The sequence below is a fragment of the Paenibacillus sp. 01L418 genome (assembly GCF_056400045.1).
In genome coordinates this window covers 1-15,552 of record NZ_JBFTSN010000122.1, presented here as the reverse complement: position 1 = coordinate 15,552, position 15,552 = coordinate 1, and the positions used below count along the sequence as shown (strand labels likewise).

The window sequence follows — 15,552 nt, the reverse complement described above, 5'->3', positions numbered from 1 at the left end:
GCCTGGAATGATCCATACCCAGCAATGGTCTATACGACCGATCAGGATATGAAGTCGCTGCCGCTGGCAATCCAGACGTTAAGCGGTGGATACGGCGTCGTTGCGCGTGTCGGCACGCTTGCCGCGGCAAGTTTATTGATGATTGTGCCGACGATAATCGTCTTTATCGTAACGCAGCGCTTAGTGCTGCAAACGATGGCGCATTCAGGTCTGAAAGAGTAGGAGGACAACCGGGATGAAGCAGGTTACGATATTCCGATTCGTTGTCAGTATAGCTATCGCTTTACTGATGCTAGTTACAGCTCTACCTGTTCAAACGTTCGCGGCCTCTCCTTATGAAGGGTATACGAGAAATAAGCTGGGCCAAGATGTTCACTCGATCAACGGGTACATGTATGAGAGCTCAATTGACGGTTATAACCTATCATCTGGACCATTTAGCTCACCAGAAGATATTTTCCTTGCTGACGATGGAACGATCTATATCGTGGATACAGGAAATAGCCGGGTCGTCCATTTGGATGGGAAGCATGAGGTGCTGAACATTATCGGCGACGAAGAAGGCGACGGCAAGCTGAACGAGCCAAAAGGCGTTTACGTGAAGCAGGATGGAACCATCTATGTAGCGGATACCAAAAACCAACGAATCGCTATTTTTGATAAAAACGGGAAATTCCAGAAGCAGTTCGGCAAGCCTGAAAGTCCGCTGCTCGGAGCAACTTTCTCTTATTCTCCATCAAAGCTGCTCGTGGATAAGCGGAATTACATGTTTGTCGTGAGTGACGGAAACACACAGGGCCTCATTCAAATTGATCCGAACGGGCAATTTAAAGGGTTTTATGGTGCGAATCATGTAGGCTTCAGCTGGAGCAGATTGTTCGTTAAGCTCGTTGCAACGGAGGAGCAGAAGGCAAAATTGTCGGTCGTTAAGCCGCTCGAGTTCTCCAATGCGGTGCAGGATGAGGAAGGTTTCGTCTACACGTCCACACTTGGAACAGAAATGAACCAATTGAAGCGGTTATCGCCTGTTGGTGTGGATACGCTCAATATTGTTCCTAAAAGGTACGGTGGACGTTTTGATGCTGGACCTTTCGAAGTACCGTCGTTTCTTGATCTAGCTGTAGATAAGGACGGTGTTATCACTGCACTTGACCTTCAGTCCAGCAAAGTTTATCAGTACGATAAGCTTGGGAATTTCTTGTTCGTGTTTGGAGGGCTCGGCGATCAGAACGGCTTGTTTATAACGCCATCAAGCCTTGATCAGTCAGCAGACGGCACGGTGTATGTGGTCGATAAAGGACGCAATCGCATCGATTTGTTCCGTACGACGCCATTTGCAGATCTGGTGCATGACGCATCGCGGTTATTCGTTGATGGACGATACAAAGAGTCGGAGGGAATGTGGAACGAGGTTTTGCATTTGAATGCAAACTTTGATCTAGCCTATCTCGCAATCGGCAAGTCTCTCTATAAAGCGGAAAACTATAAGGGAGCTATGGAGTATTTTGAGCTGGCAAGATCGCGTTACGATTACTCGGTCGCTTTCAAGGAATATCGAAAGGAATATATTAGAGAGCATTTTGCATGGATATGTTTAGCCATTATCGTGCTTATCGTGCTTTTGCGCTACATCATACCTTTTGTTTGGCGCAGAGCTTCTGCGATGCTGATAGACCGCAAGTCGGCTAAAGTGGTTYAGGTGAAGGGAGGAGTGCCTTATGATCGCAACGTTTAAAATGATGCGGCAGGTGCTCGTGCACCCGATCGATTTTTACCACGATATTCAGGAGCCGGGCCGCATTAAATGGGGGCAAGCGTTGTTCATCGTCGCGCTGGCTTATATCGCGAGAATGGTTGCCATTCTAATTACGGGGTATGCGTTCGAGACGAGAGAAACGTATGAGATCTCGTTTGTACATGAGCTGATATGGATCGTTGTGCCATGGGTAACGTGGACGATATCGAACTGGGGCGTCAGTGCGATTCTTGAAGGAGAAGGGAAATTTAAGGAAGTGTTTGTCGGCAGTGCATTTGCGCTGGTTCCTTATGCGATCTTTATTATCCCAATCACGCTGCTAACGAATATTTTGGCGCTGGATGAAAGCTCTATTTATTCGTTTTTAATCAATCTTACTCTTTACTGGGTAGGATGGCTGCTCTTGCTAAAGGTAAGAATCGTTCATGATTTTGAGCTTGGCAAAATGATCTGGATTACGGTGCTGAGCATCGTCGGCATATTAATTATTTGGTTTATTGGTATTCTGATGTTTGGCTTAATCAATCAACTCCTTAACTTTATAATCGACATGTTCAAAGAAATAAACTTCCGAAGGTAGGTGGACGAGATGAGGAAACAACGAAAATGGCTTATTATCGTGGCATTGCTGCTCGTTGTCAGCATATTCCCTCACTTCGGGAGCGTGGAAGGCGAAACCCGTGTTCAAGCGGAGGAAGACGCGGGCAAGAGTGCAACTGCGACTGCGACGGAGACGACTACGGATGAAGATGCCGCATCGGCTTCGGATTCAACAGCAGCTTCGGAGGCTCCAGCAGAAGAGTCTGCTGCAGAGACCGCGGAGCCAGCTGACCAAGGCGAAGTGAAGCTGTATCCTGTATCTGCTACAAAGCAAATTGCGGAGAACGGCAGCTACAAGATGTACATCGACGATAAAACAGGCAATGTTCGCCTCGTTGACAAGCGAACCAAGAAAGAATGGCTGGGGACGCCGCAGCTACCTAGAACGACGATGCCTAATAATAAGAAGTTTATGGATGCCGCCGTTCATGTGAAGTATACAGAGGGCTCGGATACTGTACAAACGTACTTAGCAAAGGAAAAGGAAAACAAGCTGAAGATCGAGACGATTGATGGCGGGGCGAAAGTAACCTTCCAATTCGTGAAGGAAAAGCTGGAGTTTGCGATTGAATATCGCTTGAATGAGAAAGGCTTCGAACTTTCGATTCCGGAAGCATCCATTAAGGAAGCGGGCAAAGCAAAGTTTGTAAGTATTGAGCCGCTGCCATTCTGGAACGCTGCTGCGGATACGGAGGAAGGAGCGATTTTCCTGCCGGACGGCTCCGGCGCGCTTATGAAATACAGCGCGAAGCATCCGCAGTATTTTGCGGGTTACTCCGAAATGATCTATGGCGCTGACCCGGCTTACGTTACGCAATCACATACGGATATTGATCAAATGTGGCGGCAAAAGCTTGCTCCAAAAGAAATGGTTGCGCTGCCGGTATTCGGCAATTACCGCGACGATGTAGGTTCGCTCGGTATCGTAACGAAAGGTCAATACGATGCGAAGATTAATGGAACGCCGTCAGGCATCCGCGCGATCTCCTATTACCGGACGTCGGCGGAATTTGTATACCGCTGGAGCGATGTGATTTTCATCGGGACATCGGGTGAAATCCCATTTTTCCAAGGCAACTGGATCAAAGGCGATCGGCAGCTGCGTTACGTACTGCTTCAAGACAAGGAAGCTGATTATGTAGGAATGGCACAGGCATATGGTAAATTTCTGAAAGAAGAGCAAGGAGTTAAGCCTTTGGAGCAAACGGCAGTTCCCTTTAAGGTGAAGCTGCTTGGCGGTACTTTGCGTGATGAGGTGCTTGGCAATACGTTCATTTCGATGACGACATTCGATCAAGCGCGTGAAATTATTGATGCTTTTCAGAAAAAAGGAATCGCGAATTTAGAGCTTACGTTTTCCGGATGGTCTGATGATGGTTTATATGGCGATCAGCCGGATCACTTTCCAGTGGAGAAGAAGCTGGGCGGAGCAAAGGATTTGAAGGATCTTGCCGCCTATGCCGCTAATAAAGGGGTTTCGCTTTATTTGGAAGCAAACTATGCCCGAGCAATCGCCGATAGCGACGGCATGAAGAAGTCAAAAGATGCCATTCGCGGCATGGATCGTGAAGTAGCGCCAAGTACGGACTATTATATTGGCAGCAGATGGAATGACGACAGTAGACTTTATTATTGGATGAAGCCAGAGCGTGTCATCAGCAAACATCTGAACAAAGAGCTGAAGGATTATTCTAAGCTTGGCATCTCTGGTGTCCATCTTAGCTTTTGGGGAAATACATTGTACTCCGATATCGATCCGAAGTCGCTGACAACGCGCGGCGAGACAGCATCAACTTGGGTGAAAGCTGCGGATGCTATTCGGGAGACTACCGGCGGAGCGTCAGTCGATTATGGATTTGCTTATATGCTTGGGCATATTGATGGCATTAGCGGAGCACCGCTTGATTCCAGCCATTTTATTTACAACGACGAGACGGTTCCTTTCTATCAGATTGCGGTACGCGGGCTGGTGCCTTATACGGCTAATCCAATCAATTTGCGAAATGATGCCCAGAACGAGCTGCTTCGGATGGTAGAGTATGGTGCGCTGCCTAGTCTAGAGCTGACTTATGAGCCTACAACGAAGCTTCAAAGAACGCTTGAGGATCGGTTATGGAGCTCCGAATATAGGACATGGATTGATGATGCCGTTTCGCAATATAACGAGCTTGAGTCTATTTACAAAGCGATTGCTAATCAGACGATTGCTGATCATGAGAAGCTGAGCAATAACGTATACCAAACAACGTATGCGAATGGAACAAAGGTTATTGTCAATTACGGCAGTGCTTCAGCGACGGTTGACGGCTTATCTATTCCTGCGGCAGGATATCTCATGCAGAACGGAGGGAAATGAGCATGGGCAAAAAAATTGGACTCTCGATGAGAGGCCGCCACATCTTTGAGGGATACTCGTTCATTTCCATATGGGTTATCGGTTTCTTACTGTTCATGGTCATTCCGCTTGGCAAATCACTTTATTATTCGCTTAACAATTTAGAGGTTACGAAGGCAGGGCTAAAGGCATCTTACACGGGCTTGACCCATTACCGGGCTGCCTTTACGACTGACATCGATTTTGTGCCGCTGCTGCAAGCTACGCTGACAACGATGCTGACGCAGGTACCGCTTATTCTGATTTTTGCGATGTTCAGCGCATTGCTGCTTAATCGTCCGTTTCGCGGTCGTACATTGTTCCGCGGCATATTCTTTCTGCCGGTTATTATCGCTTCCGGCGCCATCTTGAGGGAGCTGCTGGAGCAGGGTGCTGCCCAGCTCCCGATCTTCTATCAATACGATCTTTACAGCAAGCTAAACGCTTTTATACCGGACAGCATCTTGGACCCGCTGCTTCAATATGCAGATTCTTTAACCCTCGTCATGTGGGATTCGGGCGTGCAAATATTGATTTTCATCGCGGGTTTGCAGACAATCTCGCCAGCGTTATATGAAGCAGCCAAATGTGATGGCGCAACAAAATGGGAAAGCTTCTGGAAGATTACGTTTCCGATGATTATGCCGATGCTGTTCGTCAACACGCTTTACAGCGTCGTCAACTCGTTTACCAAAACAGATAACCAAATTATGAATCACATTATGAACAATGTGTTCAAAACGAATAATTACGCTTATGGCTCGGCAATGGGCTGGATTTACTTTATTGTGATTTCGGTTGTGCTAGCGGTCGTATTCTTCATCTTCCGCAAAAGCTTGTCAGCAACCGAAGGTAGGGGGTAGAGGGCATGAATTCACCTAGCATGACCGAAAAATATGCCGACCTTCAAGGCAAAGCGGAAGAGGTCTGGAAGATTACTTGGATTAAGCGCGGACGCGGCGTAATCGGAACGATTTTCTATTATGTCGTTATTCTCAGCTTGGCGTTTGTTTTCGTTTATCCGCTGCTTTATATGGTATCAAAATCGCTGATGCGGCCGGAGGATGTAGCGGATGCTACGATTCAGTGGATTCCGAAGCAGTTTAATCTAACGAATTATTCGATCGCGATGGAGGAAATCAACTTCTGGCCGGGACTGCTGAACAGCTCCATCATTTCATTTGGCAGCGCGATGCTTCAAGTCGTAAGCTGTTCAATTGTAGGATACGGCTTCGCACGTTACCGTTTTCCCGGTCAAGCGTTGTTTCTGGCGATGGTTGTATTTACATTTCTTGTGCCGCCGCAGACGATCGTTGTACCGTTGTTTACCTTTTTCCTTGACTTGGGCTGGGTAAATACGCATCTGCCGTTCGTTGTGCCGGCGCTGCTTGGACACGGACTGAAAGGCTCTTTGTTCGTCCTTATCTTTATTCAATTTTACCGAACGCTGCCGAATGTGCTGGAGGAAGCGGCAAGAATCGATGGCGCGGGTGCGTTCCGGACGTACTGGATGATTATGTTTCCGCTCGCGAAACCTGCCATGCTGGTTGTCTTCTTGTTCTCGGTCGTGTGGCACTGGAATGACCTGTTTGAGCCGAATATGTATTTACTCGTTCCAGAGTATTTCAATCTGGCGCAAAATATGGCTTTCTTCAACGGCAATGCGAATCTGGATCTTCAGCAGGCATCCAGCTCGGTATCCTCAGGTACGCTCGGCATGGCGCCGACGCTGCAAAACCAAGTTATGGCTGGGGTTATGCTAACGATCCTGCCGGTGCTTATTTTGTATATGTTCACGCAGCGTTATTTCGTCGAGAGCGTCGAGCGTTCCGGTATCGCAGGTGAATAGTAGGAGAGATGCAGCTTGATTGACATACGTCTGAAGAAGCTGGCTGCCATATTGCTGCTGGTATTGGTGGCAGCTGTTATCTGGATTGTCTTCAGCCAGCGGCAGGAGCCTAATATAAAGGAAACAGCCCAGCGAGATGAGCGGCAGGCTTATCAAAATTGTTTGCTGCTGCGCTACACTTTCGATCATACGGAGAAGTCGGAACTGAGCGCTTCACCGAATGAATTGCTGGACGCATCAGGTCATGATAATACTGGGACGCTGAGCGGCGGCGTGCTGCAGAAAGAGGGCAAGTTCGGAAGCAGCTTGCAGCTGGATGGATCAAGCGCCTTTGCGGAGATGCCTACGGCAATTTTGAATGGTTTGGATGAGCTGACGATATCTGCATGGGTAAACATTAACGATCTGCGAACTTGGCAGCGTATATTCGATTTCGGAAACGGAGTGGATCGTTATTTGTTTCTCACCCCGATGTCAGAAACAGGCAAGATGAAGCTCGCGATCAAGAATGGCGGCGGCGAGCAAATGATCAGCACCGAAACGGATTTTCCGGCGGACAGCTGGACGCATATTGCCTTCACTTGGTCTGGCAGCACGGGCATTCTTTATTTGAATGGGCATGAAATCGCCCGCAATGATGATCTATCAATCAAGCCGAGTGATATGGCGGGTACGACAGGCAATTATATCGGAAAATCGCAATTTGACGTCGACCCGTATTTATCCGGCAAAGTAGATGAGGTGCGGATTTATAGCGAAGCTCTATCCGCTGATGAAATTGCTGATCAACTGACTGAAGGGATGAACGATCAGGATACCGTTGCTATTGCGGTTGAATGGTTATCCCTTCCAAGCAGCAGCCGTGTTATGGAATCTTTAGAGCTGCCGCGCAGTGGACCGGGTGGCACAAGCATCGTCTGGTCCTCTGATCATGAAGAAACAGTTGCGCCAGATGGCACAGTTACTAGACCGGCAAGCGGACATGGAGATGTTGAAGCAACGTTAACGGCAATGGTCAACAAAGGAAAAGCAGCGGGGGAGAAAAAAATACCGCTTCGCATATGGGAGGAAGGGGCAGCGGATTACGCGATTTCCATTCAAGCGGATCAGACGGGCGCTCCTGTAAGTGATACCTTATATGGGATTTTCTTTGAGGATATCAATTTTGCTGGTGATGGCGGCGTGTATGCAGAATTGATTGAAAATCGTTCCTTCGAGTTCGGCGATTCATTATGGAACTGGGCGGTAAGAAAAGCAGGATCTGGAGACGGAGCAGTAGAGGTTGCGGATAAAGCGCCGCTGAACGCAAACAATCCCCATTATTTATCGATGCAGGTGAGGGCTCCAGCCCAAGAGGATGAGTTTGCAATCATAAATAGCGGATTTGGCGGAATCGCTTTGCAGCAAGGTGAGAAATATGATTTCTCGATGTATGTAAGAAGCAGCAACCATGCAGCGCTTAAGCTTACTGCTTATCTAGAAGACGATAGCGGCAAAAGGCTTGGCGAAACGACAATCACAGCCGAGAAAATAGGAACGAATTGGACGAAGCTGAAGGGGACAATAACAGCTTCTGAAACAGCTCTAAACGCTAAATTAGTGCTGGGTGCGAACGGTAACGGTCAGATCGACGTTGATATGATCTCGTTATTCCCGCAATCCACATGGAAGAATAGGCCAGGCGGCTTGCGTGCAGACCTTGTCCGCATGCTGGCTGATTTGAAACCGTCATTCGTAAGATTCCCCGGAGGCAGCATCGTAGGCGGAGATGGAATCGGCAATCGCTACAATTGGAAGGATTCGATTGGAGACCCTTCCGAACGAAAGCAAAATACGAATATGTGGGGCGGCGGCGCCTTATCGACACCTTATTATCAAAGCTACGGGCTTGGCTTCCATGAGTATTTCCAGCTAAGCGAGGATCTTGGAGCAGAACCGCTGCCTGTCGTAAATGCAGGAATGGGCGATCAATTCCGTCAGTCAGACGTAGCGCAAATAGAGGAGCTTGCTTCTTATATCCAAGATGCGCTTGATCTGATCGAATATGCAAATGGTTCTGCAACGAGCAAATGGGGAGCGAAGCGGGCGAAGAATGGACACCCTGAGCCGTTTGGGCTTCATTACCTTGCGATTGGCAACGAGCATTGGGGTACGGACTATTTTATAAGATACGAAATGTTTGCAGCTGCAATTAAAGAGAAGTATCCAACTATTAAACTTATTGCGTCTGCGGGTCCTTCGCCTTCTGGTCCTATATTTGATGATGCTTGGCGGTGGCAGAAGGATAAGCCAACAGATATCGTCGATGAGCATTATTATATGAATCCTGATTGGTTTATAGCGAATTCGAATCGTTATGATACGTATGATCGGAACGGGCCGAAAGTGTTCGTAGGCGAATATGCAGCACATAACGGCAAACGCAGCAACAGCTTCGGTTCAGCGCTGGCTGAAGCGGCGTTCATGGTCGGGTTGGAGCGGAATTCTGATGTTGTAGCTATGGCTTCCTATGCACCATTGTTCGGTAAGGAAGGGTATACACAGTGGTCGCCGGATTTAATCTGGTTCAATAATGCTGAAGTATATGGGACTCCGAACTATTATGTGCAGCAAATGTTCAGCAATCATCTTGCGAGCTCGGTACTGCCAGCTTCAATTCGCATGCGCAGCGGCGAATCGTACGAGGCGGGACGCGGCGGTAAACAAGGAGAGGAGCCGTTCTATTTCATAGCGGGCAGAGATGAGAAGACAGATGAGATCATTCTGAAAATCGTAAATGCCAATGACTATGTAGTGAATGCGTCTATTGAAATAAAGGGGAAAACGATAGCCCCGCAAGGAACGAAGCTGTCGCTCCAAGCGGATATGGGTGTGGAGAATTCGTTTGCGGAGCCTGAAGCCGTGCTGCCTAAGGAGCAGGCTGTTGATGGGTTGTCTAACATATTTACGCTGGAGCTTGCGAAACAATCCATTACGATCTTTAGGCTGAAAAATTTACCGTAAAAAGGGATGGAGAGCTAGCAGCTCGCGCCGCTAGCTCTTATTCGTTCCTTTCATAATAAAGCTTAAAGACGATGTCTTGATTGTAATTGCCAAACCCAGAGCCGAATAACGTAACGCCGCCGACATTTTCGGCGTCCTTCTCGACTGCTATGCGGAATTTCCATTGCTTGCTTAATATGTTGACATCATCAAGGGTAACATCGGATATTTGCTGACCGTCGATGAAGGTTCCGGCTTGCGTAATCTTCAGCACCTTCAACAGGCCGTATTGATTAATTTCATCCCACCACCAATCGGGGGTATACTTTCCTCGTTTACCGCCGAAGTCGCCAGGACTCGTCCAAAGGCCGATTTTGGTGTCATTTAAGTAAAAGGAAATATCCGAAGGCCAATTGTCATTGGCAAAAGGAGCCTCGGAGGAAATTTCAAAAGATATTTCGAGCTCAGTAGGCTTCTCGCTTTTCAATAAGAAGTTGGCTGTTTTGTATTCAATAAAGCCGCTGCTAAACCAAAGGATTCTGGCATTGATACGATCAGGATCGAGAAAAAAACGCGGCTCATCGAACATGCCAATGACTTTAGCAGTCGTAGCGAGGCCGCAGGTAGGCTCCACTTCAAAGTCGGTGTAGTGACCGATGGAAATGATGGATTCATGATAAGTGCGAAGCGCTGGGCGCCGTGTTGACGGGAAATCTATCTCAATGCTATCCGTGATAAGTTTGCACATTTTTTTGGTTCCGCCGCTGCTGGAAACCATCTCGGAGCTGATTAAACCGGCTTTTTCGAGCTTCTTCACATGCATCGTCATAATGGGGCTGCTCAGCTCGAGCGCTTGTGCGAGATCCTTGATGTTCATCTCCTGCAGAGCAAGCAATTGTATGATTTTAAGCCTTACATCGCTGGCTAATGCTTCATAGATGGGTAAATGAGTATCTGAAATATCAATTTTCATACGTTCACTCCGCTCAATTTTTTAACATTGGATTTGCCTTACAGCTTGTGATTGAAAATATGAAGTCGAATTCGTTAATGAAAATGTTATTCTGATATATCTTATCTATTTTATATGCAAAGAGAAACCTTGACAATTTATATTTAGACCACTGCAACCCTTCGTATTTATAGTAATGAATCGATGAAGTTATTTTATAAAAATAGAAATATTAGCTGGAGGACTGAGAGAAACATGAGCACACAAGCATCTGAACAGTCGCAGAAGCAGCTGCGAAATCCGTTAATAGAGCAACGAGCAGATCCGTGGGTAGTGAAGCATACAGACGGGTATTATTATTTCACAGGTTCTGTGCCTGAGTATGATCGGATTGAGCTGCGAAGAGCACAAACGCTGGAAGGACTTACCGATGCTGAGCAGATTGTGGTATGGGAAAAACACGATTCGGGACCAATGAGCCACAATATTTGGGCACCTGAGCTGCATTTTATCGCTGGAAAATGGTATGTATATTTCGCTGCCGCAAGGGCAGATGCGCCATTCAGGCATCGCATGTATGTTATTGAAAATGATTCAGCTAACCCGCTTGAGGGCGAGTGGACGGAGAGGGGCCAGATCATTACGGATTGGGATTCTTTCTCGCTTGATGCGACAAGCTTCCTGCATAATGACGAGCAATATTTAGTATGGGCGCAGCAAGACCCAGCCATTCAAGGCAATACAAATTTGTATATCGCTTCGATGAGCAATCCTTGGACGCTGAAGAGCAAGCAGGTATTGATTACGAAGCCGGAGCTCGACTGGGAAGTCATTGGTTTCATGGTAAATGAGGGAGCGGCTGTTCTGAAGCGGGGCGGGAAAATATTTATGACCTACTCCGGCAGCGCCACCAATCATAACTATGCGATGGGTTTATTGACTGCTGAGGAGAACAGTGATCTGCTTGATCCGCTCTCATGGGTGAAGACGCAGACGCCAGTGTTTACAAGCTGCCCGGAAAATAGTCAGTATGGGCCAGGGCACAATAGCTTCACCGTGTCTGAGGATGGGGAACAGGATATTTTGATCTATCATGCTCGCAGCTACAAGGATATTGAAGGCGATCCGTTATTTGATCCTAATCGTCACGCCCGCGCCAAGATATTTAYGTGGAACGCTGATGGAACCCCTGATTTCGGGAAGCCGCCGGCTGATAATTTGTAGTGAATAGGCAAGAGCCGCCTGTAAAAGGGCGGCTTTTGTTTATTAATTGATAATAAAAAAGCTGCAAGGATGGCAGAGTGCCATCCTTGCAGCTTTTATAAAATTATACAGCTTGCAAACCAGCTTGGTTAAGCATGTTCCATGGCTTGTTGTAATGCGGTTGGAAGAAGAAATCGACGTAGCTTAATTCCTCCATCGTCATTCCGTTTTGGATGCAAACCGACAACGTATTAATCGACTGGGTAAGATCAACCTTCGATAACACCTGTGCGCCAACGATTCTGCCGCTATCCGCTTCATATACGACCTTTAAAGTCACTTGCTCAAAGGTAGGCATGAACTCAAGTCGGTAGCTATCAATGATTGTGACATTTTTCACATTCATTCCCGCAGCAAGTGCGCCTGTTTCCGTTAAACCAGTCGATGCAATGTTATAATCGTAAATTTTTATACCCGACGTGCCTTGTGTTCCAAGATATCTGACCGTTGGTTTCATCAGGTTTTTGGCAACGAGCGTTCCCATGCGGACAGCGTTTGTGGCTAAAGGAATATAGGCGTTTTGCCCTGTTGGATTATAGTGGATGGCGCAGCTGTCGCCAGCAGCAAATACATCAGCTTTGCTCGTTCTCATATAATCATCCACAATAATCGCGCCGTTAGGAAGCATGTCAACTTGGCCTTTCAGCAGCTCAGTGTTAGGACGGAAACCGATGCAAAGCACGACGAGATCTGCTTCATATTCTCCAGCTGTCGTGATGACCGTCGTTACATGACCCTCGCTGCCCTTGAACGAAGTTACCGTCTGGCCAGTTGCGATAGTTATCCCTTTATCAATCAATGCCTGCTCTGTAACGTCTGTAAATTCACGATCTAAGTATTTATATAAAATGCGTTCCATATTGTCGATTAAGGTTACCTGTTTGCCTAGCTGTTCAAATGCTTCTACGAGTTCAATACCGATGTAGCCAGCTCCGATAACTGCAATGCGGTTCGCTGTTTTTGCTTTCTCGATAATTTCTTTCGAATGGTTGTAGTTTTTGCAAAGAACGATATTTTCAAGCGCGATGCCGTCCATCTGTGGAATAATCGGCCACGAGCCTGTTGTAACGACGAGCTTATCGTAGCTTTCAGTAAATTCGTCGCCAGTTACAAGATTGCGGACCTGAATTTGTTTGGCATCCGTATCTACTGCAAGCACATCATGTCGCATATGCGTCTTCACGCCAAGCTCAGCGAGCTGCTCGGGCGAAGCATAAAATAGCTGCTCAGCATTTTTAACTACACCGCCAACATGCAGTGCGATGCCGCACGATAGAAACGAGATATTGTCATTCCGTTCATAAACGGTAATGTTGGCCTCCGGGTAAAGTGCAGCCATTTGTTTAATTGCAGCAGTTCCTGCATGTGTACAGCCAATCACAGCAATGTTCATCGTCATAAAAAACGCCTCCTATGGGATGTGTAGAGGGTAGTCTGCTATGGCAGCCGCCCCTACAACGTGAATTAATTCACAATATACTATACAGTGTGAAAAGATTCACAACCTTTGATTGCTTTTATCATATTCGCTTTTGAGAAAATTGACAAGGGGTGTTCAAGCTGTTTTTACAGTATTGATTAAATTTTCAGATTATTTGACACGTTTTGTCCACAACTTCCACAGTAACCATTTATCCATACGATTGGATGATAATAAACTAGAGCAGGGGTTGTGAATCATCAGAGTAGCAAATCTGTTTTTATTCGTTTATGGCAATTGGGCTATCAAATGTTCAGGATGGAGCAGCTTTGTGTAGGGGCTTGTTATGTAGGTATTAAACCAAAAGGCATGGAAAACTTTAAAGCCAGCGTTGAATGCGCCATCCAGCTCATTAGAACCGCCATCGCCTACAAATACTGCATTTTCGGGTAATACGCCTAACCTATCACAGGCTAATTGATATATACGTATGTCTGGTTTGGCTAAGCCAACTTCATACGAGAAAATGACATCATCAAAGTAGGGAGCAAGCTGGCTAGCTTTCCACTGGCGAATTTCTTCTTCTGTACAATTGCTAATAAGCCCTATTTTTATGTGCTTGCTTTGCAGCTCTTTCAGCATGGCAAGAACAGCTGGCTGAATCGTTAAAAATGGAGCCTGTTTTTCATCGATTCTTGTTCGATACAAGTGCTCCACTATTTGTTCGTTGTAAGGTAAATTCTGCTTCTCCAAAATGTCTCTCATCACTTCAATGAAGTTAACATATTGTCCGGTCATTCTTGCTTCTTGCCGTTTGCGCCATTCTTTCTTGAAATCGCCATGATTCATGCCGAGAAGTGCAGCATCGTCCGTGGATCTATTGATGGTGCGCTTGCCATCCGTAAATTCAGTTATCAACGTTTCAAATAAATCGAAAAAGACAGCTTTAGTGTTCAGAGGGATCAGCTCCATTTTTCAGATTTTCTAAAAAATCCTGCCGTTGTTCCGTTGACTATTATTTCGTGAAGCTGCTGTATTTTTCCTCTTGATGGAGGTAAGTGGTTTGGATTTTCATTTTGCTTCGATTTGCTTTAAACTCTTTAGGTAAAAGGGCACGCTAAGGAGGTATTCGAAATGAAAGCAGCATACGAGGATAAGGTTGTACTCATAACAGGCGCTGGGGCTGGTATTGGACGAGCGCTTGCACTAGCTTATGCGGAACAAGGAGCACTGCCTGTATTAGTGGATAAAAACGAAGAAGGACTGGAGCAGACTGGCTTGCTGCTGCAAGAGGCAGGTTATGATTCTTTATCTCTTTCTGCCGATATGAGCGAGCCTGATGCCATTATTAAAATGCTGCGTGATTTGGAAACAATTGTCGGGAGATTAGACATCGTCATAAACAACGCGGGGTTTGGCATATGGAAGTCGCCATACGACCTATCCATTGATGAATGGGATAGCGTTGTGAATACGAACCTGCGCGGGACGTTTGTCTGCTCGCGTGAGGCTGCCAAGTTGATGCGGACAACCGGCGGTGGAGCTATCGTAAACATTTCTTCTACGAGAGCAATGATGTCAGAACCGAATTCAGAAGCCTATGCGGCATCCAAAGGCGGGATCCTATCGCTAACCCACGCGATGGCGGTTTCGCTCGGCCCAGATCATATTACGGTTAACGCAATATGTCCAGGTTGGATCGAAACGGGTGATTACAGCAAGCTGCGCCCAGAGGATCATGAGCAGCATCCGTCTAAGCGGGTAGGCAAACCGGAKGATATTGCACGGGCATGCCTATATTTAACAGACCCTCAAAATGATTTTGTAACCGGAACCCACATCACAATTGATGGCGGTATGACTAGAAAAATGATTTATGAGGAGTAATTTGACGGGGGATGTAGAGCGAGTGTAATGGCATAAGGGCGGAGGTGTTGGGGCAGATCTCGTAGTGTGTCAGCGCCATATGGAGTATATTTGTTTAATAAAAAGAGGCAGTCTCAAAAGCAGTTTATCTGCTTTTGAGACTGCCATTGCTTTATTTAAAGCAGTGATTATCATAAAACAGCCTGACTATGAGGGAGCGAAAATAAGCCTATTTTCTAGATCATTTTTTACAAAGGTGCGAAGTCCATGCTTATGTGTGAAACCCCATCTTTAACTGTTACGCCTGCGCCCCTAGACTCCTCGATAAACAGCTGGATGCATCATTGGTGATCTAGACCAAGTGTAACCTGAAATGGAGCCATGAATAAATACTCCTCTCTAGAATGGTTTAGGCAGCTTCTGCGAGATGAGTATTTACTTCATGGCTTACTTTTTATGAAATCCTTCATATTACACAGGACTCCACTTC

The 15,552-nt window shown here is 46.6% G+C and carries 11 protein-coding genes and 1 pseudogene; 9 read left to right on the top strand and 3 right to left on the bottom strand.

Annotation, left to right across the window (positions count from 1 at the left end):
* From AC1DSE_RS16275 to AC1DSE_RS16245, 7 genes and pseudogenes are all read left to right on the top strand, one after another.
* Positions 1–222, top strand: a pseudogene (locus tag AC1DSE_RS16275) (carbohydrate ABC transporter permease); the annotation flags it as partial.
* A 13-nt stretch (positions 223–235) separates the two neighbouring features.
* Positions 236–1,735, top strand: a complete 1,500-nt coding sequence (locus AC1DSE_RS16270) for a hypothetical protein (RefSeq protein ID WP_477527898.1) — start codon at positions 236–238, stop codon at positions 1,733–1,735.
* Positions 1,719–2,336 carry a YIP1 family protein gene (locus AC1DSE_RS16265; protein WP_076267169.1) on the top strand — a complete coding sequence of 206 codons (618 nt, stop codon included), beginning with the start codon at positions 1,719–1,721 and terminating at the stop codon, positions 2,334–2,336. The genes AC1DSE_RS16270 and AC1DSE_RS16265 overlap by 17 nt, the downstream gene beginning before the upstream one ends.
* A gap of 9 nt (positions 2,337–2,345) precedes the next feature.
* Entirely contained in the window at positions 2,346–4,712 is a 2,367-nt protein-coding gene (locus AC1DSE_RS16260; RefSeq protein WP_477510408.1) for a DUF5696 domain-containing protein, read from the top strand.
* A gap of 2 nt (positions 4,713–4,714) precedes the next feature.
* On the top strand, positions 4,715–5,593 hold the full coding sequence (locus tag AC1DSE_RS16255; RefSeq protein ID WP_477510409.1) for a carbohydrate ABC transporter permease: 879 nt from the start codon (positions 4,715–4,717) through the stop codon (positions 5,591–5,593).
* A gap of 5 nt (positions 5,594–5,598) precedes the next feature.
* Positions 5,599–6,579 (top strand): carbohydrate ABC transporter permease, encoded by a 981-nt coding sequence (locus AC1DSE_RS16250; RefSeq protein WP_441912869.1) that lies wholly within the window; start codon positions 5,599–5,601, stop codon positions 6,577–6,579.
* 15 nt (positions 6,580–6,594) lie between these two features.
* Positions 6,595–9,582, top strand: a complete 2,988-nt coding sequence (locus AC1DSE_RS16245) for a LamG-like jellyroll fold domain-containing protein (protein ID WP_477510410.1) — start codon at positions 6,595–6,597, stop codon at positions 9,580–9,582.
* A gap of 37 nt (positions 9,583–9,619) precedes the next feature.
* Here the strand turns inward: AC1DSE_RS16245 and AC1DSE_RS16240 are convergent, their stop codons facing one another.
* Complete coding sequence (locus AC1DSE_RS16240; RefSeq protein WP_441882668.1) at positions 9,620–10,534, bottom strand: ArsR/SmtB family transcription factor; 915 nt, start codon at positions 10,532–10,534, stop codon at positions 9,620–9,622.
* A 234-nt stretch (positions 10,535–10,768) separates the two neighbouring features.
* Between AC1DSE_RS16240 and AC1DSE_RS16235 the strand changes: the two genes are divergently transcribed.
* The gene (locus AC1DSE_RS16235) at positions 10,769–11,737 is read left to right on the top strand and encodes a glycoside hydrolase family 43 protein (RefSeq protein ID WP_477527897.1); all 969 of its coding nucleotides are present in this window, start codon (positions 10,769–10,771) and stop codon (positions 11,735–11,737) included.
* A gap of 103 nt (positions 11,738–11,840) precedes the next feature.
* Here the strand turns inward: AC1DSE_RS16235 and AC1DSE_RS16230 are convergent, their stop codons facing one another.
* Both AC1DSE_RS16230 and AC1DSE_RS16225 read right to left on the bottom strand, forming a co-directional pair.
* Complete coding sequence (locus tag AC1DSE_RS16230; RefSeq protein WP_441882752.1) at positions 11,841–13,169, bottom strand: FAD-dependent oxidoreductase; 1,329 nt, start codon at positions 13,167–13,169, stop codon at positions 11,841–11,843.
* A 315-nt stretch (positions 13,170–13,484) separates the two neighbouring features.
* Complete coding sequence (locus AC1DSE_RS16225) at positions 13,485–14,168, bottom strand: HAD family hydrolase (protein ID WP_477510412.1); 684 nt, start codon at positions 14,166–14,168, stop codon at positions 13,485–13,487.
* A gap of 162 nt (positions 14,169–14,330) precedes the next feature.
* Here AC1DSE_RS16225 and AC1DSE_RS16220 point away from each other — a divergent pair, with 162 nt between their 5' ends.
* Positions 14,331–15,083 carry an SDR family NAD(P)-dependent oxidoreductase gene (locus AC1DSE_RS16220; protein WP_477527896.1) on the top strand — a complete coding sequence of 251 codons (753 nt, stop codon included), beginning with the start codon at positions 14,331–14,333 and terminating at the stop codon, positions 15,081–15,083.
* Positions 15,084–15,552 lie beyond the last annotated feature (469 nt).